The following is a 21,047-nucleotide window of genomic DNA, read 5'->3' on the forward strand; positions in this document are numbered from 1 at the left end:
ATCCAGCATCTGACCGTCCAGCACTGAATGTACTATTGACACCTTGCGAGAAATCACCATGCTAGATCTAAATGCGTTTGCCGTTGTCAGTCTCGACAACACCACCAGTGAATTTATGGGTAATGGAGACAACCAACTCATTTTAGGTGGAATGGGTCATGACACAATTTTCGCTGGAGGGGGCAATAATTGGGTCTTTGGTGGAGTCGGTGAAGATGTCATCGAAGGCGGAGCAGGTCATGATAGCCTCTATGGTGGACAAGGAGATGACCTGATTATCGTAACGGATGGGGATAATCTCCTGAGTGGAGACCTCGGCAATGATACTCTCTATGGTGGCAGCGGCCAGGATACGATAATTGGCGGTGCTGGGAATGATGTTTTATTTGCTAGAGAGGGTAATAATCTCCTATTTGGAAATCAGGGAGATGATGTTCTTTATAGTGGCAATGGCGACGATTCTATCTATGGCGGACGGGGGAATGATGTGATTATGGGTGAGATGGGGAATAACCTGCTCAGTGGCGATTTAGGGGATGATTCAATTTATGGTGGCTCGGGAGATGACACCATTTATGGAGGGGATGGGAATAACTATATTTCCGCGAGACGGGGCAATAACTTGATTTTTGGTAATTCGGGCAATGATACTGTCTTCGCCGGAAATGGCAACGATACTATCTTTGGCGGAAACGGCAATAATTTCCTCATGGGAGGTCTAGGAGATGACCTAATTTACGGTGAAATGGGAGACGACACCCTCTATGGCGGTCGAGGTCAGAATACTCTCCATGGCGGACAGGGACGAGATGTGTTTGTTCTGACTCCCAATACTGGGGGAATGGAGGCCTCCCAAGCGGATGTGATTGCGGATTATACCCTCCAAGAAGATTCCCTATTGTTGATGGGGGGATTACATGGCGATCGCCTAGAGTTTTTGGCGGGAGAGGGGGAGTTTGCGGGGGATACGCTGATTCGCGATCGCGAAACCGGAGAATATCTCGCAGTCCTCAAGCAAATCACAACCCCCTTAGAGATTGAGATGGCTAGTGATTTGGATGCTCCCAATATGGAGAGTGGGGTCGGAGATGAGCTTGAGTCGGACGAGATGGAGTCTGACTCTCCACTCGATGATGTCACTGATGACGCTGAAGAATCCCCAGTAGCGGAAGAACCTCCCCTAGAAGATGATTCAGTTGAAGAGGAAGAACCTGAGGAACCCATCGAAGAGCCTGAAGAGCCTATCGAAGAACCTGAAGAGCCTATCGAAGAACCTGTAGAACCTGAGGAACCTATCGAAGAGCCTGAAGAGCCTATCGAAGAACCTGTAGAACCTGAGGAACCTATCGAAGAGCCTGAGGAACCTATCGAAGAACCTGAGGAACCCATCGAAGAGCCTGAAGAACCTGAAGAACCTATCGAAGAACCTGAAGAACCTATCGAAGAACCTGAAGAACCTATCGAAGAACCTGAGGAACCCATTGAAGAGCCTGAAGAACCCATTGAAGAACCTGAAGAACCCATCGAAGAGCCTGAAGAGCCTATCGAAGAGCCTGAAGAGCCTATCGAAGAGCCTGAAGAGCCTATCGAAGAGCCTGAGGAACCTATCGAGGAGCCTATTGAAGGGCCCCTCCCCGCTGCAATTAGTTCCACAGCCGTGCAATTTACTCCTAACACCGATGAAGCCACCATCGCCGCATCCAACGCACAACGGCTAACCCTGGGAAGTCAAACCATTTATATTGGCTATTGGCAGGAAAGTGGCGACAATCAAGACCCGATCATCTCTAGCTTTGATAGCGAAAACCCCGAGAATAACTGGGTTCGTACCGATTATGAGTCCACCGGAGCCGATGGACGCGGTCAAGGACTTTTTTGGGATGGAACCCATCTCTATGCGACCTTCAGTACCGATGGAACCCAGGGAAGTCGCGAAGACGACTGGCGACGGGCCACCGGAGATGTCACTCAGAACTGGTTACAGAGTTATGGAGCTGGCGGTGGAGGGAAAGTGGGAGTTTTAGGTCGCATTGACCCCAGTACCGGAGAACTCCTCGATGCAGCCTTTCTCTCAGCCGTGTTAGAGAGTGGCAATAGCAACAGCCTGCAGATTACTGACATCACCACTAATGAGACTGGAAATCTCGTAGTGAGTGCAAAGGCCTGGTTCGGTCCTCGGAATCCTAATGGTTCTCGGATGACTCCTGTGGATACCAGCTCCGGCCCTCCCTTTGACTACACTGTTGAGATTACACCCGATTTGAATACTGTCATCAGTACTTCAGCCGTGGGTTGGGAATAGGCGCTACACTGCCATCGAGCCTCTATGGCGGTGCATCTACGTTCCTAATTTAGCGAAAATTCTCATGCTTTCCTTTGATCTCAACAGCCTGACCCTTGTCACCCTCGATGATACGGATAATCGCTTCATCGGTAATTCTGAGAGTCAACTGATTCTTGGTGCAGCCGGAAATGACACCCTCGCTGGGGTGGGTGGAAATAACTGGATTTTTGGGGGGCCCGGCCAGGATGTGATCGAAGCCGGTGAGGGAAATGATGCGATGTATGGCGGACAAGGGGATGATATCCTCATCGCCAAACGCGGAAATAATCTGCTCAGTGGAGATTTTGGCGATGATACCCTCTTCGGTGGTGAAGGAGAGGATACCCTTGTCGGTGGCGCGGATGATGATCTCATTCAAGGTCGCCAGGGCCAGAATTTTCTGTTTGGAAATGAGGGGAATGATACGCTCTATGCGGGTTCGGGAGATGATAGTCTCTATGGCGGTCAGGGGGATGATTGGCTCCTGGCGCGAGAGGGAAATAATCTGCTGAGTGGCGATCGCGGCAATGATACCCTCTACAGTGGCTCAGGATCGGATACCCTCATCGGCGGTGAGGGGGCCAATACCTTTGTCCTCACGCCAGGAATGGGGAACTCAGAACTGGCTCAAGCGGATCTGATCCTCGACTATACCCCCAGTCAGGATTCCCTGGTCTTGTTTGAGGGATTGACGGAAGATCGTCTAGAGTTTTTGGCGGGAGAGGGAGAATTTGCTGGGGATACGGTGATTCGCGATCGCACCAGTGGTGACTTCCTCGCCATTCTCAAAAATATCAACGACCCAGTGGTGCAACTGGATATCAACAGCGATGCGGAAGAACCGGATTTACTCGATTTCGACTTGGATCTCGATGAGGACTTCGATCTAGGGGTGGGAGACGACGATCTCCCCGATGATGAGTTTTCCCCGCTTCCCGCTGCGATTAGTTCCACCGCTGTTCAATTTACTCCCAACAGCGATGAAGCCACCATCGCCGCATCCGATGCACAACGGCTAACTCTGGGCAGTCAAACCATTTACATCGGATTCTGGCAGCAAAGTAGCATCAATCAAGACCCAATTATCGCCAGTTTTGACAGCGAAAACCCCGACAATAACTGGGTTCGTACCGATTATGAGTCCACTGGCGCCGATGGACGGGGCCAAGGACTGTTTTGGGATGGAAGCAATCTCTATGGGGTCTTTAGTACCGACGGAACCCAAGGAAGTTCGAGCGAAGATTGGCGACGAGCCACGGGAGATGTCACTCAGAACTGGTTACGGAGTTATGGCGCCGGTGGTGGCGCTAAAGTCGGGGTATTAGGTCGCATTGACCCCGCGACTGGGGAGCTTCTGGATGCGGCGTATCTCTCGGCGGTGTTAACCAATGGGAACAGCAACACCCTAACGATTACCGACATCACCACCAACGAGGCGGGAAATCTCGTGGTCAGTGCGGAGTCCTTTTTTGGCCCCCGTAATCCCGATGGCTCCCGTATGACTCAAGTCGATACCAGCCTCTCGTCTCCCTTTGATTACACGTTAGAAATCACCCCAGATCTCAATACGGTGGTCAGTACCTCCGCCGTGGGGTGGGCCTGAGCCAGCCGAGGCTGATGGCTGAAACAAGACCCTTAGGGGATGGCCCCAGTGTTTGGGGGTCTTGTTTCAGGAGGCCGTTAATTTAGGGGTCATTGGCGATCGCCGAATTGGCTAAGGCCTGTAGACTCTCTAAGGCATTCTCGTCCTCAGGGCCGACTCCTTTGAGTGCAATCCGATAGCGAACTCCCTCTTGTGACCATTCGATCACAGGGGGGGAACAGGATGCACCACACATCATGGGGTTAAAGTCCCCAGTCATCCCTTCAGCGAGGGGGACTGTCTCTTCAAATTCCTCGCCAACGCCATAATAATCCTCATCTGTTGTGCGTCTGGCGGCGAAGAATCCGTAAGAACAGGCCGTTGCTCCTCGACAGTCGGGTGCTAGGGATAAGTAGATTTGGTAACTGTCTTCTGTTGCTTCAGCTTCAACGTAAAGCGCAGTCCGGTCATCCTCATGAATTGGAACGTAGCTGGGAAGGCGAACTGGAATCTGCGCGGTTGACTTCACCCCGGGTAAAACCTCGGCAAATAAGGGTGCCGGCTCAGCCGTCTCTCCGCCAGCCTCCGCAATTTCCCCGGAATCATTGACGCCAGGGGAATGACCCGAAGAGGCAGACAGCGGCTCCTCAACGTCCACCGTATCAACTCCCATTTGGGGAGCGGGTTCTGGCTCGGAGCTTCCTGGTTCCTCAAGACTAGCATCCTCAATAGCTGACGTCTGAGACTGCTCCTGAGCTGAGGAGAAGTTATCGCAACTATTGAGCAACATCGCCGAACTTACGATGGCGAGGGTTATCACTTGAATCGATTGAGATGAAACGTGTTTCATTGATGGTTCCTCCTATACAATATAATTACTAAAATGTCAATAATGTTTTCTGATAAAATGGACGTAGTTGGGTCAAACCCTGATTCAGCCTAACATTCCGCAACGGTCGGACTTGAATACTGGGACAAAATCTGTAAATTTTTGTAACAAATTGCTGGGATCTCCGTAAAAATCGCCCCTAGCGACCGACAGATTTATGAACACCCCAGAGAGTATCGCCGAGACTCACAGTCGGCTGGGGAATAAGATGGCTCCCTCAAGGGGTCTATTCCCAGGTTCGAGTCTGAATCCGAGATGCTAGATAGACCGTGACTATGGATGATGAGCAGTTGAACCAACTCGCTTTAGATGCACAGCAGAATCCCCCTGGAAGCCAAGCTCGACAAGTGGCCCTGACTCAGTTGATTAATGAACTCATTAACTCCGGTCGTCTTATTTATCCTCCCGGTTCGGGACTATCTCCGGATCGATATCAAGATTACCGAGCTGAGGCGCTGCAAAACTTATTCTATTATATTTGTCAATCCATTGATAAATATGATAGGGAGCGTGCTTCCGTGATGCGATGGGCCAACATGCTGTTAGAGCGCCGTTTTTTTAAGGATGTATCGTACCGGAGGATTAGTCATAAAAGAAATATCATTGTTGAACCCTTGGAGGAACGCTTACTGTCTCCATCTGAATGGGACATTATTTTTCGTGACGATCAACCTTGCTTGTCGGATTTAGTTCGCCAATGCTTTGAAGATGACGCAGATGGAATCTTTCGAGAACATTGTTTGATTCGCCATCCTCAGGTAAGCTTCCAAATTCTTGTTCTTAGGCGACTAGATGGCTATCAATGGCAAGAAATTTCTGAGGAATTTTCAGTGCAAGTTTCGACTCTGAGTACCTTCTACCAAACCTGTCTGCGCAACCTATCAACCTATATTGAATCGACCATTCGTGACACAAATTGCTAATACATTATAGTTCTCCCCAAGGCTCATGAAATCTGATACTTTTTTTACAGTTCCTTTGACCAATCATCAACGTGATATTGCTAAAATATTCCGTCAACGATATGTACAAAAGCCCAAAGCTTATCGAGTCTATCGCCAAGTCCTGGCACTCTATGCCGTTAATTTTTATGCCCAATGTATGGGGATTACTACGGATTTTAATATCAGCTCACTCTGGAATCCGATTGAGCAGCTTTTGTCAGATGTGACTCAACTTCCGATTCCGGGGCGAGGCAGCTTAGAATGTGGCTTAGTGGAACCGGCGATCGCCCATCCCCTTTCTCTTAATGAGAATGGCCATCACCTCACTGTGGATATCTCTCCAGAAGCCTTCGAGAATCGCCTCGGCTATATTGCGGTGGGGTTTAGTGAAACCTATGACTATGCGTACTTGCTCGGCTTTCTCGAAACGATCGCCTCGCCCCAAACCCCCCTAAATCGCTGGGATAGCCTCACTGAGCTATTTACGGTTCTGTCAAAGTCCTATGAACCCTCTGTCGCGGTTCAGCTGCGTTACTGGCTTCAGGAGCAGTTTCAGGCGGGTTGGGAAACCTTAGCCGAGGAGTTTATCTGGGAGGAAAACTTCACCGAAAAACGACAACCCGTGACGGCGATCGCCTTCCGAAGTTCCCCTGTTCAACCAGGAATTCAACGGGCAAAACAGCTTCAGTTTAGTGATGGACAAATTATCGCCCTAGAAGTTGGGGTGTATCCTCTCAGTGATACGGAAATTGATATTCGAGTTCAGCTTATCCCTGCGATCGGTTCAGCCCTTCCCTCAGATTTAAATATGATAGTTCTTGACCATCAAGATGATGTGATCATGCAAACTCAAGCGAGAGGAACCCCAGCCTTACGATTAGAGTTTAGTGTGGAACCTGATGAAATCTTTAAACTTAAGCTTGAACGAGAAACGGTGAGTTTGGTGGAGACATTTTCGTTTTAATACCATTTTTCAAAATGCTTGCTATACACCTGACACCGAGGAGGGCGAACAGCCGTTCGCCCCTACAGATATCTATGGCATGACTTCCGAAAATTGGTATAAGAAGGGAACAGGGGGAAGAAGGCAGTAGGCAGTAGAGGGAAGAAGGCAGTAGGCAGCAGGCAGTAGGCAATAGGGAGGAATACCGGAACAGGGGAAAACCTCCCTTTTGCCTTTTGCCTTTTGCCTTTTGCCTTCTACTGAGTTACGGTGACCCGGGCCTTGAGATTAAGGATTTTTTGAATCGTCTCTTCCACTGACTTGTCCGGGGTTGAGGCTCCTGAGGTAATCCCCACCACCAAATGGCCGTCGGGGAGCCAGTTGTCTGTGACCTCTAGCTCATCCTGTTCTAAGGGCTTGTGTTCAATGCGATTTCCTGGACCGATGCGATCGGCGCAATCAATATGATAGGAGGGAATCTCGTGCTCGATGGCAATCTCTTGTAAGTGGGTGGTATTGGAGGAGTTAAAGCCGCCAATCACCACAATTAAATCAAGCTCTTCCTCGACTAGCTCCAACATGGCATCTTGACGCTCCTGGGTGGCATCGCAGATGGTGTTGAAGGACATGAAATGCTGATTGAACTCCGTGGGCCCATATTTTTGTAACATGGTGCGCTCAAAGAGTTTGCCAATGTGTTCCGTTTCGCTTTTCAACATCGTGGTTTGATTGGCAATGCCCACACAGTCGAGGTCGCGATCGGGGTCAAAGCCTTCTGAGTGGGCGTTTTTGAATTTTTCCATGAACTCGGCTTTATCCCCTCCCCGCAGAATATAGTTGGCTACATATTCGGCCTCTTTGAGGTTGAGAACCACCAGGTATTTATCGGCAAATGAGGTGGTGGCGAGGGTTTCCTCATGTTTATATTTGCCATGCACAATGGAGGTGTGGTTGCGTCGCTTGTGTTTTTCCACACTGTTCCAGACCTTAGATACCCAGGGACAGGTGGTATCGACAATGGTGCAACCCCGTTCATCGAGAAGTTGCATTTCTTGCACCGTGGCCCCAAAGGCCGGCAGGATGACCACATCCCCTTTTTGTACCCCGGAAAAGTCTTTTTCACCGTCAACCACATTGATGAATCCCACGTTCATCTCTCGCAGCCGTTGATTAACGCCGGGATTGTGGATAATTTCATTGGTGATCCAGATTCGCTCCTTGGGGAAGTGACTGCGGGTTTCGTAGGCGATCGCCACGGCCCGCTCAACCCCCCAACAGAATCCAAAGGCCTCCGCCAGACGAATCGTCACCTGATCTCGTTCGAGGCGGTTCTGATTGGCACGAATCTCACCAATTAGATCACTTTGATATTCCGTTTGCAGTAATCCTTCAACCTCAACCTCATGTCCAAACCCACGGCGGTGATAGTTCTCGGATTGTTGGAGAGCACGCTTAAAAGCTTTAGTATCCATAGTCTATGAAATGGGGGTTCGCGATCGTCGCTCTGCACATGTCGCAGATGCTGTTATTGTACCGAGTTAAGGGAAGCTGAGAGAGCCGTGATCCCTGAAGGGTGAGGTGGGTGAACTGCTGCTTCTCTGAGTTGGACAAGAGTTGAGCGATTCCTATAACTTATCCGCCAGGATCAGAGCAATACGCCAGAGTTCATACCCCTGTTCATTGAGGTGCAAGCCATCGGTGGTAAACGCCGGGTTAAGGTGGCCCGTGTCATCGACAAAGAGGGGATAGAGGTTGAGGTAGATGGCCCCCTCCACTTGGGCGATCGCCGCTAAACGTTCGTTGAGCCGCTCAATCCGTTGATTGGAGACCTCTCGGAGTTTCTCCCGGCCCTCCCAGGTCGCATTCTCGCCGCTATGGGGCAAAATCGATTGAATCACCACCTCGGTGTTGGGATGAATCCAAAGAATATCTTTGATGATTCTGCGATGGTTCTCCAGAATCGTCTCATCATCCTCCCCCCGCAGCAGATCGTTAATGCCAATCATGACAAAAATTTTATCGGGGCGGGTGTCATCTAACAGGGGCAGTCGCTCATAGAGTCCCTGGGAGCCTTCCCCAGAAATCCCTTGATTGAGCCAGGTCCCCTCTAGGGGCAGCAGTTCCTCGGGAAAGCTTAAGCTGAGCGAGTCTCCCGCCAACACATAGAGGCGCTCTGGGGAATTGGCGGCGATCGCCTCGACCTCTTCTCGTAAGCGTTGAACGTGCTCCTGATAGGTGCTACGAGGTAATTCCTCCACCCTAGGTTCAGGGGACGGAACTGGGGTTGGTGTCGCTGTCGGGGTGGGACTCGCCTCAACGGTGACGACGGCAGGATCATCGGGAACCCGAGGCGAGTTGTCGGCCTGTTGCTGGCCAATCAGAATCGTCACGGTGACTAACAAGATGCCATTCGTCGCTAGGGAGAGAATCCCCCAGGCTGGGATAGGCTTCGGTACTCTAGACACAGGCGTCATTGCGAGACGGGTGCAACTTTTATTGTGCGTTATTAACGTCAAGAGACAACAGGAAGATTATCAATGGTCAGTCCTCAATGGTCAGTCCTCGGAGGAGTCCCTCGCAAGAATCAGCTGAGGGGGAGAGCCACCATTGAGTGGACAGATGAGTGGACAGAAAAGAACCGGCTTCACAATCACAGGTGAAACCGGTTGCTAGTGGGGAGAAATCCCCTAAATTTAGCAGAGACTACGGCTGAGAACCGCTCGGCTTGGAGGAAGACATACTTCCCATCGCCGTTTCTTTCAAGAAGCCGTGATACGCTTCCATCCCATGTTCGCCGATGTCGAGTCCGTTGAACTCTTCTTCTTCGCCAACACGAATTCCGCCCAACACCGCAGCGACGGCATACCAGCAGATGAAACTCAACAGAACCGTAAAGCCGCCAATGGTGAGAACACCAATCAGTTGAGCGATGAAGTTACCACCGCCGAAGATGCCCACGGCAAGGGTTCCCCAGATACCGTTAACCAGGTGAACGGAAATCGCACCCACCGGGTCATCAATTTTGACAATGCGGTCAAAGAAAGAGACGGAAAAGACCACCAGAATACCACCGATGGCACCGGTGAGAGCAGCACCCCAGTAGGGCATGACATCACAACCAGCGGTAATGGCAACCAAGCCCGCGAGGATACCGTTGATGGTCATGGAGAGATCGGGCTTGCCATCTCGGAACCAAGAGGTAAAGGTTCCGGTTACCCCTCCAGCGGCAGCAGCCAGGTTCGTGGTGACGGCAATATAGGCAATGTTGGAGGTTGCGGCCAATTCAGAACCCGGGTTGAAGCCAAACCAGCCAATCCAGAGAATGAGGCATCCCAGGGTGGCAATACTCATGTTGTGACCCGGAATTGCTCGGGGCTGGCCGTCTTCGTATTTGCCCATGCGGGGACCGAGAATGGCTGCTCCCACTAACGCGGCCCAACCGCCAACGGAGTGAACCACCGTTGAACCGGCAAAGTCGCCAAATTCCCAAGCACCATCAGGACCAAAGGAGGTCAGCATCCCGTCGCCTGACCAAACCCAGTGACCGGAGATGGGGTAGAAAATCCCTGTGAGGAGGAGACTGAAAATCAGGAAGGCATCGTATTTAATCCGTTCTGCCACGGCACCCGAGACAATGGTGGCAGCAGTTGCCGCAAAGGCAACCTGGAACAGGAAGGAGACGGAAATCGGCAGGTCATCGGGGAAGGGATCGAGTCCGTAGGTGGCTGGGTCACCACTACTGAGGAACCAACCGCCGAAACCGATAAACGCGGTGGAGCCTTCACCGGTGGCCCCTTCACCATACATGAGAGAAAATCCGATCGCCCAGTAGGCCAGGGTGGCTAGGGCAAAGACGATGAGGTTTTTCGAGAGGATGTTGACGGCATTTTTCTGACGACACATCCCGGTTTCGAGCATTCCGAAACCTGCGTTCATGAAAATAACCAAAACGGAGGCGACGAGAACCCAAACGGTGTTGAGAACGCCTTGAACGTAGGCAGCGTCAACCTCTTCGAGAATTTCGATTCCCTGGGGATCTGCGGCAGTCGCAGCTAAATCCCAAACGCCTAAAATTAAAGCTGTCAGGGGAATACAGGCGAGCCAATAGATAGGAACTCGCCGTCCCAGGGTTAGAAGTTTGACCAGGAATGAGTTGCGGTTTGTACCCCGCACTCGCCCCGGTGTCGCTCCCGGTCGTGATCTGAAGGTAATCTTAGATGTCATGTTTAGACTTTGGATTGAGATTAAGCAAACGGACAATCGGTTTAACCAACCTGAGAACGGTGGACGGACGCAGTCGTTAAAAACCGTTCCGTTTCCGACACAGCACACTCGCGCTCGAATACTCAGCAATCTCTCATTGCTTCCAAAGCTCAAGCTGGTATGCCCTTGCGCTCCCGCAGAGATTGAGAAGTGGAGTTGTGCGATTGAGTCACACTGATTCCACCAATTCTCGTAGGGTTTGTTCTGTATAAAGCAATACATTTTGTCGGCGATCGCTGGGAATCTCTCGGGAAACTCGTGAATTTTCGCCAATTCTTGGGCAAAAATCTCCCAGATGTCAGAAAACCTTGTGATTTTATGCTTGGCTGCCGTTACTGTTGCAGATAAGCAGCCGGGCCGAGTTCATCAAGTCGCTGCTGTTTATCGAGGACTGAGTCTTTGAGATCTTGACGATACTGTTGGACTTGTTGTAACAGGGACACATCTTGACTCCCTAACATCTGCACCGCTAACAAGCCCGCATTTTGGGCGTTGCCAATCGCCACTGTTGCCACCGGAATCCCCCGAGGCATTTGCACAATGGAATAGAGAGAATCCAGACCCCCTAAATGGCGGGTGGCCACCGGAACCCCAATCACCGGCAGGGGGGTTAGTGAGGCCACCATTCCTGGGAGGTGAGCCGCTCCACCGGCCCCAGCAATAATCACCTTTAACCCTCGCTCATGGGCGGTTTTAGCGTAGTCAAACAGCCGCTCAGGGGTGCGGTGGGCCGAGACGATCGCCACCTCATGGGGAACCTGAAACTGTTGGCAAATCTCAATGGCGGCATTCATGGTGGGTAGGTCGGAATCGCTGCCCATAATGATGCCAATTTGTGCTGTATTGGGGCCAGAAGAGGTCATTGGTACAATGGCTGAGTCATGCTCAGACTGAATCAAAAATAATGGCTGTAACGATTATTCGGGGCAATGTGCCGGGATACAAGGGGCCAGAGGGGACATCCTCCGGAACACAACAGATTGCCCTCGAGTGCGATCACATTACTGCCATTACTCCCATCCCAGACTCTGAGCCATCTCCAGGGAATCAAGACACCTGTCTCGATTGCGGTCAGGACTGGATTTCTCTCGGGGGCTGTGATCTCCAGATTAACGGGGCCCTCGGCTTAGCCTTCCCCGATGTCACCCCCGAGACGTTACCCGAGTTAGATACCATTGGCCGCTATCTATGGCAAGCGGGGATTGATGAGTACCTCCCCACCCTCGTCACCACCTCCCTAGAGAAGTTCCAGGGCGCCCTGAAGGTGTTTGAGGGGTTTATGAAGGAACAATCCCCTGCCGGATTTGCGGCTCAGGTTTTAGGACTGCATCTGGAGGGGCCTTGTTTGAATCCCAACAAACGGGGGGCCCATCCCCAAGAATTCCTCCTACCCCTCTCCCCGGAGACCCTTGAGCAGGTTCTCGGACCCTTTAGTGGCATCGTTCGCATCATGACCGTTGCCCCCGAATTAGACCCAACTGGGGGGGCGATCGCCCAGTTACAATCCCAGGGAATTCACGTCAGTCTAGGCCATTCCTTAGCCAACGCCGCTCAAGCGAATCAGGCTTTTGACCAAGGGGCCCATCTCGTCACTCATGCCTTTAACGCCATGCCGGGACTCCACCACCGGGAACCGGGCTTATTGGGGGCGGCCCTGGTTCGCCCTGGGGTCTCCTGTGGGGTGATTGCCGATGGCGAACATATTTGCCCCACGATGCTACAGCTATTGCTCCGGGCAGCGGCTGACCACCTTTTTTTAGTCAGTGACGCCCTGGCGCCCCTAGGACTTCCCAATGGCACCTATCCCTGGGATAGCCGCCAAATTCACGTCACTCAGGGAACCGCCCGGCTGCCCGACGGGACCCTCGCCGGAACCACGCGATCGCTCCTTGAGGGAGCCTTAAATCTCGTCAACTGGGGCCTCTGTGACATTGAAACGGCCATTTCCTTAGCCACCATCGCCCCCCGTCGGGCCCTAGGACGCCCCAGCGGTTTAATGGGGGCATCGGTTCAGCAGCTTCTGCGTTGGCAACAGGTGGACGGACAATGGCAATGTCAACGGCTCCTGAGTTGATGGGTTGAGAAGGGAGTGGGGACAATTCTCACGCTCTGGGACGATCGCCCCCAAACCCTCCTATCATGCTAACGGTTGGCTAGAACTGGGCTGAGGGGGAGAGTGGTGGTTGTTTTCCTCTTCATCCCCATCCGAAGGGCTTTCGTTGAACCACAACATCTGCTTTGGGATAGCAATCTTAATCCCCGCCTGATCAAAGGCAAGTTTCAGACGACGGCGATATTCTCGTTCGACTGCCCACTGTTGCAGGGGTTTCGTCTTCGTCCACATCAGTAGTTCTGTCCCCCGTTCATCGACCCCTTCAACCCCAGCTAACATCGTTGGTTCGATAATGGACTCCGTCCAATCGGGGTCCGCTTGCATCTGTTCCATCGTCCGACGCATCACCTGAATGGCCTCAAGAGCATCGGCATCCTGACTAATACGAATGCGGAAATCAATGCGAGACCATTCCTTAGTCAGATTATGCACCACCTCAATCTGACTATTGGGGATGGTACTGAGTCGGCCTCCCTGTCCCCGTAAACGAGTCACCCGCAGGTTCATATATTCCACAAAGCCCGGGCCATGGCCCACATCAATTACATCTCCGACGGCAAATTGGTCTTCCCAGAGAATGAGAATGCCGTTGATGAGGTCTTTAATCAGATTCTGAAAGACAATCGTCAGGGCCACACCAAAAATCCCAGCCCCCGTAATCAGGGAGTCGAGGGGGAAATTTTGCAGGGCCAAAAACCAAATTACCCCAATTAACCCCGCAATAAAACTGGTCATTCCTTTTAAGGCAGCGGCCAGGGTGGGAGCACGGAGGATAAAGCGTTTGGAGGCGGTGGGGTTGAGGGATTCTTGTTGCACCCAGGATTGCAAGATGTTGTCAAACAAGACATCCGTTAACTTGTTGGCGACGGCGACAAACAGCCAAATCGTGAGAATCTGCACGGGGAAGCGCTGTAACCAGGCAGCTTGGGCCCGGCTGGCGGGGAATTGATAGAGGATGAGGATAACGCCACCAATCCAAACCGCCAGTTGCAGGAATAATAAGACCCGTCGCAGTAGAATGACCATGCTAATCCGCCGTTCCAAGACGATTTGCGGCAGAAGGGCCCGCAAAAATTGCGGGGTAGTGCGTGTTGTATTCAGCTCACCCTCGGGCCCCATATCTTCTTGGGGGAGCTGGAGATGTTCGGGATGCCGTTGTCGCGAGAGGTTGTGATAATGGCGGGTTGTCTGTCGTTGCAGGAACCAGAGAATGGGACTGAGTAGGAACATGATGGCGGCTAAACCAAGAGCGTTGCGCCAACGCCGCCGTCGGGCCCCTGGCAGTCGTTCCTGTTGGGCGCGAATGAGGGATTCGCGAATCTGCTCGCTCCATTGTTGGGCCAGTTGTTCAGGGCCTGTATCGGCGACCTCTGCGTCAAACTGCGTCACGGTCAGAATTTGACGATTCAGGAGGTTTTCATTGTCCTGAGCTGAAATGACAGGTTGGTTGTTGAGGATGTCATAACGCACCTGGAGAGATTCGGGATTGAAGCCATCCTCGATGATGGTATTCAGGTTCCGTTCAATTTGCGTAACCCGTTTTCCTAACTCAGGAATGGTACGGGGTTCACCGGGAATCGTGGGGGGGGAGGAGATTCGCAGCACGGTCAGTCCGCTGAGACGAACGGGTGCGGTGGTGGTGTCCTCTTGGGACGGCTCAATGGGAATTGGCAGAGGGGTTTGTGCCTGGGCCATATTGGGGCGAATACTCGCCAGACTCAAGACTGTGGTGAGGGATAGCACTAGAACTACGAGAAATCCTAGGAGTTTTTGGAGATGACGCACTCTGAAAACTGGCATCTTTGACATACGACTCAAGATGGTCTCCTTAGCAAAACATCATGGATTGATGGGGGATAGAGTTGGGCGACTTAGCTTCTCCGTGAAAGCCCCGCACCTCGACTACGCTCGGTGTCGGGAGTACGTCACGAGTCCACAAACCACTCAGACCGGCGTTGACCGGGATCAATGGGAATACTGACGGCTTTCCCCAGTCGGGGACGTTCCCGAGTCTCCTGAATATATTGACGAATTGTCTCGGCGCTGTTCCAGGCGTTGAGATAGTCGGCAATCTGCTCCAGATGGCTGGTATACTCGTCCGGGGAACGGGGAAACGACGCCTGTTCGAGGTATTTCCACATCACTTGCAGGAAAATTTTGCCCTGGGTACGGCGCAGTTGCAGATCGTAGGAACAGCCCCACTTTTCCAGTAGGAGTTGGTGTAACTCTTGTCCGGTCACGATGGGTTGGCTGTGGTTAGTGCGGTTGGGCATGGGGGATTTTGAGGGGCGATGGTCAACTCGGACGGCGATCGCTCGGGCAGCTTGAGTTTATATTTTACATTTCTTCATCGATTGTGACAGAGGGATTCTCAATTTTCCAGGAAGGCTCAATTGACCCTTTAGTGCCTTTTTTTGACCCTCCACCGTGGTATTATGAACAAGTGTTGCGCCATTTTCATTTTTTTTTGCTCGCGACGGGACACTTGATCCGATACAATCCCAAACGGTGTGCGTCCTGATTGGTGGTCTCATGACAAGGGGCGCCGATGGAACGGTGATGCCGTTTGTTAAGCAAAATCAGATACAACCATAATACGTAAATAGCTCCATGACTCAGGCTTCCGGCTCAGCTGATGTCCCTTCCATGGGACGACGGCAATTCATGAACTTTCTGACGTTTGGTGCAGTTACCGGAACCGCTCTCGGTGCGCTGTACCCCGTCGTTAAATACTTTATTCCCCCTTCGAGTGGCGGCAGTGGTGGCGGTCTCGTCGCCAAAGACGCTCTCGGAAATGATGTGAAAGCCAGTAGCTTTCTGGCTGAACACAATGTGGGCGATCGCGTCCTCACTCAAGGCTTTAAAGGGGATCCGACCTACATCGTTGTTGAAGGCGAACAGGCGATCGCCGATTATGGCCTCAACGCCGTTTGCACCCACCTCGGCTGCGTGGTTCCCTGGAATGCAAGTGCAGAGAAGTTTATCTGTCCTTGTCACGGGTCTCAGTACAACAAAGCAGGTAAAGTGGTTCGCGGCCCCGCACCTCTGTCTCTGGCCTTAGTCCATGTGGATGTGGCTGAAGACGATAATGTGGTTCTCACCCAGTGGACTGAAGAAGATTTCCGGACTCAAGAAAAACCCTGGTGGGTTTAAGCTCCCCCGACCTCTCCCCCCAGGGGAGAGATGATTTAAAGAATTAACCTAGCCATTGAGAGAAGAGAACGTTGTCACAATTGATGAAATACTCTAGTGCTTGGGCGAGAGAACGCTTCGCCCCTTTGATGACCCGGTTGAGAAAAGGGGTCCTGGTTGGCTTGGCAGCCGTTGCTGTCTTTATTGCCAGTGATCTCCTGGTCCCTCAAGCGGCCGCGGCTTACCCCTTCTGGGCCCAACAAACCGCTCCAGAAACCCCTCGTGAAGCGACCGGACGCATTGTCTGCGCCAACTGCCACTTGGCGGAAAAAACGACGGAAGTGGAAGTGCCTCAGTCGGTTCTCCCGGACACGGTGTTTAAGGCCGTGGTTAAGGTTCCCTATGACACCTCCATGCAGCAAGTCCTCGGAGATGGAAGTAAGGCGGGCCTGAATGTGGGTGCAGTCTTGATGCTGCCTGAGGGATTTAAGATTGCTCCCGAAGACCGCATTCCTGAAGAACTCAAGGAAGAGATCGAAGGCATCTTCTACCAAACCTATACTCCTGAACAGGAGAACGTGATTTTGGTAGGTCCCCTCCCCGGTGATGAACATCAGGAGTTGGTCTTCCCGGTTCTATCTCCTGACCCCAGTCAAGATTCGTCGGTTCACTTTGGTAAGTATTCCGTCCATGCTGGCGGAAACCGAGGTCGCGGCCAAATCTATCCTGCTGGGAACAACAGCAATAACATTGCGTATAAGGCTCAACATGCAGGAACCATCGCAGCCATTGAACCCAATGATGATGGTGGCTATGCAGTGACCCTAACGACTGAAGATGGTTCGGACGTGGTGGAGTTAGTTCCCCCAGGTCCTGAAATGATTGCCTCGGTGGGTGATGTGGTTGCCGCTGGTGATGTGCTTACCACTGACCCCAATGTGGGTGGTTTTGGCCAGAAGGATACGGAGATTGTTCTGCAAAGTCCTGCTCGCATTCAAGGCTTACTCGGCTTCTTTGCGTTAGTTACGGTCGCTCAAATCATGCTGGTTCTCAAGAAGAAACAGGTTGAGAAAGTTCAGGCGGCTGAGATGGAATTTTAAGCAGCCAATTTGCTTTTTGAGCAAATGGTTTGAATAATTTAAAAAGGCGTTCTCAAATTATTTGAGAACGCCTTTTTCATGCTTTTTTAAATCACGTCTCGAACTAGGCAAGTGACGGAGAGACGGGCAGGCGGGTTAGGGAGAGTCGATCGCCCAGAGAGTATCATGTTTTCTGAGATAGTACAGAGTGAAGCAGGCGGCCAGCATGGGGAAGGCGGCGAAAAACAGCAGGTTGTTGAAAGGGTCTAGATATTGACGAAAGGAGGAAAAAGTGGAAACTGAGTGTAAAAACAGAACCAGTCCATAAGTCCAGCGCTTTTTAAAGCCTGCGACAAATCCCAGAACAATCAAAAGTTGAACGGCGCCAATGAGATAAAAGGCTTCATTGCCTAAGCCACCGATTTTATAAAAGTTCTCAAAAATTCGAGCGGCATGGTCGGGATTTATGAATTTATCTAGAGTCCAAACGAACATGACAAGAAACACACTCAGTCTCAAGGAGAGGAGGGCGATCGCAAGTTGGTGCTCTTTATGATGACTTGACATAGTTGAGTTGGTTTCTGAATGTCCATAAGCTTGGTAAGATACTACGAACGCGATCGCCCCTTTGGATTGCTGAACTGTCAAAACGTTACTTAAAGTTACTGTGGCTGTCGACGAGAAAATTATTACAACTCCATCTGGGGATTGGTTTTACCGCGAGGTGCATCCCCCCAATCCCCCCACAGCCCCCCCGGTGGTGTTTCTCCATGGCTTGCCTTCCCTGGGCTACAGTTGGAGCGCCTTACTCCCGGATTTGGCCAGTCAAGGACTCCAAGGGGTTGCCCCAGATTGGCTGGGATTCGGGCGATCGCACAAACCGCAAAAACGAGATTTCGCCTATACTCCTGATGCCTTTATTGAGGCGTTGGACGGCTTTCTCAATGCCATGGAACTCGATCGCATCTCTCTGGTGATTCAGGGATTTCTGGGGTCGGTGGGCCTACAATATGCCCTGCGCAATCGCGATCGCATCGACCGTCTGGCGATTCTCAACGCACCCCTATCTCCCACGGCCAAGCTTCCCTGGAAACTCAAGCAGATGAGTTTTCCCCTCGTGGGTGACATGATGACCCAGGACCCCCTGCTGATTGACCGCACCCTGGAAGCCGGCAGTGGCTTTGTAATTCCCGATGAGGATTTGGATGTCTATCGTCGTCCCTGGCTCAAAACCTCTGATTCGGGGCGATCGCTGCTCTATACCTTACAAAATCTTGAGTTGAAGACCGCCATGGCCGAAATTGCCAGCGGCTTCGAGTCTTGGACTCAACCCACCCAGGTCATTTGGGGCATGGTTGACCCCTGGCTGGCCCCAGAACCGGCCCAAACCTTCGCCCAACACCTGGAGAATGGAGAGTTTGTCAGTCTCCCTGAGGCGGCCCATTATCCCCAAGAACATTGGTCGGAGGAAGTAGCGAAATCCTTACTTCCCTTTCTCCGCCGCTCATCTTAAATCCCATTGCTAGTTTTTTACCATTGACCCATGTCTAAATTTATTCTTTGGGGCAGCTATTGCGAGAATGCCCTGGAAAAGCGACAACCCTACCGCCAAGCGCATCTTGATGGCTTAGCCAAGCAAAAAGAATCGGGAGTTCTGGTCACTCTCGGTCCCACGGAAGATAACACCCAGGTGTTTGGCATCTATGAGGCTGAGGATGAAGCCACCGTTCGCCAGCTCATCGAGAATGACCCCTATTGGAAAAATGGGATCTGGACGGAGTATGAGGTGAAGGCTTGGATTCAGGCGTTTTAGGGAGAAGGCAGTAGGCAGTAGGCAGTAGGCAGTAGGGGGGATTGTGTGACGAGTTGTTAAGATTTTGGCGATCGCCCCTAAAAAATGTAACGTTTTGGCAAAGAACGCTAAGCCGTGCAGTAGGATCGGAAAACACTGAGAACCGCTCAAAGCCTTTTCTCTGAAAGGGTTTTCCGGCTTTGTCTGCCTAGCTCTAACTTAAGAGGGATAGCCATAGCCGGTCATTAATTCTATAATTTTGTTAAGAACCGTTTATTTAATGTTGCTTTTTTGCGGATTTTATGCGTAGCCGCTTTTCCTCCTCCGTCCCCGTTGAGATTCCAGTCCCAGACCAACCGGTCCCCATTCAGCATTACCTGCGGCAACCCCAGCGACTGGTGCAAGCCCTCGTGGATCCCAAGCGAGTGGACGTCCTCAGTCCCGACTGTTTCCGCTTGAAAATGCGTCCCCTACATTTCCTCACCCTAACCGTCCAACCCACCGTAGATATGCGGGTTTGGGCCGATGCCAAGGGAACCGTGCGGCTACGTTCGGTTGGCTGCGAAATTCGCGGCGTTGAGTACATTAACCAACGTTTCTTCCTGGATTTGGTCGGACGGCTAGAACCCTATACCCACAACGGCAAAACCACCCTATACGGGAAAGCCGACCTCAAGGTTGGGGTTGATATGCCTCCCGCCCTATGGCTAACCCCGAAACCCATCATCGATGCCACGGGGAACACCGTTTTGGCGAGTGTCCTGCACACCGTCAAACAGCGTCTGACTCGTCATCTCATTGCGGACTATCGCGCCTGGGCCGGAGAAACCCAACCGGATACCCCCCTATCCCTCTCCCCCAACATGTCCCCCAACATCCAAAGCAGCTAGGGCTACCTGCCATCCCCACGGTGAGAGGGGTTAAGGGTAGGTTCTGCTTGCCTTTTGCCTAGGGCGTCCACAAGGGCACGCCCCTACATTTTCATCTGTTGCCTTCTTCAAAACACCATGCTAAATACCGACGACCAAAAAACCGCCAAGAAAACTCTACTGCGGAAAATTCCCCACGCCCTGTATATCTGTGGCGTGAAAGATATCAACAGTGACAACCTCAACGGATTTACCGCCAGTTGGGTGATGCAGTCCTCATTTGAGCCGCCCTTAATCGTCAACTGTGTTAAAAACGATAGCGGTTCCCATGAGATGCTCAAATCCAGTGGCGTGTTCAGCCTCAGCTTCCTAGAACTTGGGCAAAAAGACCTGGCCCAGAAGTTCTTTAAGCCTCAAAGCCGGGTGGGGAACAAGTTTGAGGATGTGGAATTTTACACCGCCGAAACCGGCTGCCCGATTATCAAAGACTCCCTGGGCTATGTAGAATGTCAGGTGGTGGGTTCTGTCGCGAAAGGAGATCACACCGTCTTTGTGGGCGAAGTGATTAACGCCGTCATCCACCGCGAGGGAGAAATTCTCAACCTCGAAAGCACCGGCTGGAACTACGGCGGCTAACTGAATCCACGGCAAAAGTTCCCCCCTACTGCCTACTGCCTACTGCCTTCTTATGCCTTTAATCCAAGTCAAAACCTCTGCCCACGCTCCAGACAAAGCAGCCGTTGAAGGGATGTTACAGGCCCTTTCCTCCAAGCTGTCGGGTCATTTAGGAAAATCAGAATCCTACGTCATGACCGCGTTTGAAGCTGATGTGCCGATGACCTTTGGCGGAAGCCTCGACCCGGTTTGTTTCATCGAAATCAAAAGTATTGGCTCGATGAGTCCCTCCCAAACTCGGGCGATGAGTGCTGACTTTTGTCAGGAAATAGAGAGTCGCCTGGGGGTTCCGAGTAAACGGACTTATATCGAGTTTGCTGATGCCAAAGGAGCCATGTGGGGCTGGAATGGTTCAACCTTTGGTTGACCGGAATTGGCAGAGTCTAATCTATAACTGTCTCAGTCGCGGCCGAGTTTCTTTAGAGATTCGGCCGTGACGGCTT

At 51.8% G+C, this 21,047-nt stretch carries 20 protein-coding genes; 12 read left to right on the top strand and 8 right to left on the bottom strand.

Annotation, left to right across the window (positions count from 1 at the left end):
• Positions 1–58 precede the first annotated feature (58 nt).
• A complete protein-coding gene (locus tag L855_RS01085) occupies positions 59–2,302 on the top strand; it encodes a calcium-binding protein (RefSeq protein ID WP_159783333.1) in 2,244 nt (747 codons plus the stop codon).
• A gap of 64 nt (positions 2,303–2,366) precedes the next feature.
• The gene (locus tag L855_RS01090) at positions 2,367–3,926 is read left to right on the top strand and encodes a calcium-binding protein (protein WP_159783335.1); all 1,560 of its coding nucleotides are present in this window, start codon (positions 2,367–2,369) and stop codon (positions 3,924–3,926) included.
• Between the two features lie 82 nt (positions 3,927–4,008).
• Here the strand turns inward: L855_RS01090 and L855_RS01095 are convergent, their stop codons facing one another.
• Complete coding sequence (locus tag L855_RS01095; RefSeq protein ID WP_159783337.1) at positions 4,009–4,755, bottom strand: hypothetical protein; 747 nt, start codon at positions 4,753–4,755, stop codon at positions 4,009–4,011.
• 308 nt (positions 4,756–5,063) lie between these two features.
• Between L855_RS01095 and L855_RS01100 the strand changes: the two genes are divergently transcribed.
• Positions 5,064–5,717: a sigma-70 RNA polymerase sigma factor region 4 domain-containing protein gene (locus L855_RS01100; RefSeq protein ID WP_159783339.1), complete on the top strand. Its 654-nt coding sequence runs from the start codon at positions 5,064–5,066 to the stop codon at positions 5,715–5,717.
• A 25-nt stretch (positions 5,718–5,742) separates the two neighbouring features.
• Positions 5,743–6,702, top strand: a complete 960-nt coding sequence (locus L855_RS01105) for a DUF1822 family protein (RefSeq protein ID WP_159783341.1) — start codon at positions 5,743–5,745, stop codon at positions 6,700–6,702.
• 236 nt (positions 6,703–6,938) lie between these two features.
• On the opposite strand, the gene L855_RS01110 is transcribed toward L855_RS01105, so the two are convergent.
• The 4 genes from L855_RS01110 to purE form a co-directional block, all read right to left on the bottom strand.
• Entirely contained in the window at positions 6,939–8,153 is a 1,215-nt protein-coding gene (locus L855_RS01110; RefSeq protein ID WP_159783343.1) for a 4-hydroxy-3-methylbut-2-enyl diphosphate reductase, read from the bottom strand.
• A 153-nt stretch (positions 8,154–8,306) separates the two neighbouring features.
• Positions 8,307–9,146, bottom strand: a complete 840-nt coding sequence (locus L855_RS01115; RefSeq protein ID WP_425500543.1) for a GDSL-type esterase/lipase family protein — start codon at positions 9,144–9,146, stop codon at positions 8,307–8,309.
• Positions 9,147–9,384: 238 nt separating this feature from the next.
• Positions 9,385–10,905 (bottom strand): ammonium transporter, encoded by a 1,521-nt coding sequence (locus L855_RS01120; RefSeq protein ID WP_159783347.1) that lies wholly within the window; start codon positions 10,903–10,905, stop codon positions 9,385–9,387.
• 371 nt (positions 10,906–11,276) lie between these two features.
• The gene (purE, locus tag L855_RS01125; RefSeq protein WP_159783349.1) at positions 11,277–11,807 is read right to left on the bottom strand and encodes a 5-(carboxyamino)imidazole ribonucleotide mutase; all 531 of its coding nucleotides are present in this window, start codon (positions 11,805–11,807) and stop codon (positions 11,277–11,279) included.
• Between the two features lie 41 nt (positions 11,808–11,848).
• Here purE and nagA point away from each other — a divergent pair, with 41 nt between their 5' ends.
• A complete protein-coding gene (gene nagA / locus L855_RS01130; RefSeq protein ID WP_159783351.1) occupies positions 11,849–13,018 on the top strand; it encodes an N-acetylglucosamine-6-phosphate deacetylase in 1,170 nt (389 codons plus the stop codon).
• 63 nt (positions 13,019–13,081) lie between these two features.
• Here the strand turns inward: nagA and L855_RS01135 are convergent, their stop codons facing one another.
• On the bottom strand, positions 13,082–14,857 hold the full coding sequence (locus L855_RS01135) for a mechanosensitive ion channel family protein (RefSeq protein WP_159783353.1): 1,776 nt from the start codon (positions 14,855–14,857) through the stop codon (positions 13,082–13,084).
• Positions 14,858–14,982: 125 nt separating this feature from the next.
• On the bottom strand, positions 14,983–15,297 hold the full coding sequence (locus tag L855_RS01140; RefSeq protein WP_159790893.1) for a DUF3067 family protein: 315 nt from the start codon (positions 15,295–15,297) through the stop codon (positions 14,983–14,985).
• Positions 15,298–15,667: 370 nt separating this feature from the next.
• Between L855_RS01140 and petC the strand changes: the two genes are divergently transcribed.
• Together petC and petA are read left to right on the top strand one after the other, a co-directional pair.
• On the top strand, positions 15,668–16,210 hold the full coding sequence (petC, locus tag L855_RS01145) for a cytochrome b6-f complex iron-sulfur subunit (RefSeq protein WP_159783356.1): 543 nt from the start codon (positions 15,668–15,670) through the stop codon (positions 16,208–16,210).
• An 83-nt stretch (positions 16,211–16,293) separates the two neighbouring features.
• On the top strand, positions 16,294–17,289 hold the full coding sequence (gene petA / locus L855_RS01150; RefSeq protein WP_159783358.1) for a cytochrome f: 996 nt from the start codon (positions 16,294–16,296) through the stop codon (positions 17,287–17,289).
• A gap of 135 nt (positions 17,290–17,424) precedes the next feature.
• Here the strand turns inward: petA and L855_RS01155 are convergent, their stop codons facing one another.
• Positions 17,425–17,835 (bottom strand): hypothetical protein, encoded by a 411-nt coding sequence (locus L855_RS01155; RefSeq protein ID WP_159783360.1) that lies wholly within the window; start codon positions 17,833–17,835, stop codon positions 17,425–17,427.
• Positions 17,836–17,935: 100 nt separating this feature from the next.
• Here L855_RS01155 and L855_RS01160 point away from each other — a divergent pair, with 100 nt between their 5' ends.
• The 5 genes from L855_RS01160 to L855_RS01180 all read left to right on the top strand — a co-directional run bounded on the left by L855_RS01160 (position 17,936) and on the right by L855_RS01180 (position 20,971).
• Positions 17,936–18,781 (top strand): alpha/beta fold hydrolase, encoded by an 846-nt coding sequence (locus L855_RS01160; RefSeq protein WP_159783362.1) that lies wholly within the window; start codon positions 17,936–17,938, stop codon positions 18,779–18,781.
• A 30-nt stretch (positions 18,782–18,811) separates the two neighbouring features.
• Positions 18,812–19,081 carry a YciI family protein gene (locus L855_RS01165; RefSeq protein ID WP_159783364.1) on the top strand — a complete coding sequence of 90 codons (270 nt, stop codon included), beginning with the start codon at positions 18,812–18,814 and terminating at the stop codon, positions 19,079–19,081.
• Between the two features lie 281 nt (positions 19,082–19,362).
• Positions 19,363–19,950, top strand: coding sequence for a DUF1997 domain-containing protein (locus tag L855_RS01170; protein ID WP_159783366.1), 588 nt, complete (start codon positions 19,363–19,365; stop codon positions 19,948–19,950).
• 117 nt (positions 19,951–20,067) lie between these two features.
• Positions 20,068–20,565, top strand: coding sequence for a flavin reductase family protein (locus tag L855_RS01175; protein WP_159783368.1), 498 nt, complete (start codon positions 20,068–20,070; stop codon positions 20,563–20,565).
• Positions 20,566–20,617: 52 nt separating this feature from the next.
• Complete coding sequence (locus L855_RS01180; RefSeq protein ID WP_159783370.1) at positions 20,618–20,971, top strand: phenylpyruvate tautomerase MIF-related protein; 354 nt, start codon at positions 20,618–20,620, stop codon at positions 20,969–20,971.
• Positions 20,972–21,047 lie beyond the last annotated feature (76 nt).

The sequence above is a fragment of the Sodalinema gerasimenkoae IPPAS B-353 genome (genome assembly GCF_009846485.1).
In the GTDB taxonomy this organism is placed as follows: Bacteria; Cyanobacteriota; Cyanobacteriia; order Cyanobacteriales; family Geitlerinemataceae; genus Sodalinema; species Sodalinema gerasimenkoae.

Coding starts and splice junctions, on each gene's coding strand:
- L855_RS01165 (WP_159783364.1), top strand. CDS start 18,812: ATGTCTAAATTTATTCTTTGGGGCAGCTATTGCGAGAATGCCCTGGAA.
- L855_RS01170 (WP_159783366.1), top strand. CDS start 19,363: ATGCGTAGCCGCTTTTCCTCCTCCGTCCCCGTTGAGATTCCAGTCCCA.
- L855_RS01180 (WP_159783370.1), top strand. CDS start 20,618: ATGCCTTTAATCCAAGTCAAAACCTCTGCCCACGCTCCAGACAAAGCA.
- petA (WP_159783358.1), top strand. CDS start 16,294: ATGAAATACTCTAGTGCTTGGGCGAGAGAACGCTTCGCCCCTTTGATG.
- L855_RS01135 (WP_159783353.1), bottom strand. CDS start 14,857: ATGCCAGTTTTCAGAGTGCGTCATCTCCAAAAACTCCTAGGATTTCTC.
- L855_RS01085 (WP_159783333.1), top strand. CDS start 59: ATGCTAGATCTAAATGCGTTTGCCGTTGTCAGTCTCGACAACACCACC.
- L855_RS01095 (WP_159783337.1), bottom strand. CDS start 4,755: ATGAAACACGTTTCATCTCAATCGATTCAAGTGATAACCCTCGCCATC.
- L855_RS01105 (WP_159783341.1), top strand. CDS start 5,743: ATGAAATCTGATACTTTTTTTACAGTTCCTTTGACCAATCATCAACGT.
- L855_RS01110 (WP_159783343.1), bottom strand. CDS start 8,153: ATGGATACTAAAGCTTTTAAGCGTGCTCTCCAACAATCCGAGAACTAT.
- L855_RS01090 (WP_159783335.1), top strand. CDS start 2,367: ATGCTTTCCTTTGATCTCAACAGCCTGACCCTTGTCACCCTCGATGAT.
- purE (WP_159783349.1), bottom strand. CDS start 11,807: ATGACCTCTTCTGGCCCCAATACAGCACAAATTGGCATCATTATGGGC.
- L855_RS01120 (WP_159783347.1), bottom strand. CDS start 10,905: ATGACATCTAAGATTACCTTCAGATCACGACCGGGAGCGACACCGGGG.
- petC (WP_159783356.1), top strand. CDS start 15,668: ATGACTCAGGCTTCCGGCTCAGCTGATGTCCCTTCCATGGGACGACGG.
- L855_RS01155 (WP_159783360.1), bottom strand. CDS start 17,835: ATGTCAAGTCATCATAAAGAGCACCAACTTGCGATCGCCCTCCTCTCC.
- nagA (WP_159783351.1), top strand. CDS start 11,849: ATGGCTGTAACGATTATTCGGGGCAATGTGCCGGGATACAAGGGGCCA.
- L855_RS01175 (WP_159783368.1), top strand. CDS start 20,068: ATGCTAAATACCGACGACCAAAAAACCGCCAAGAAAACTCTACTGCGG.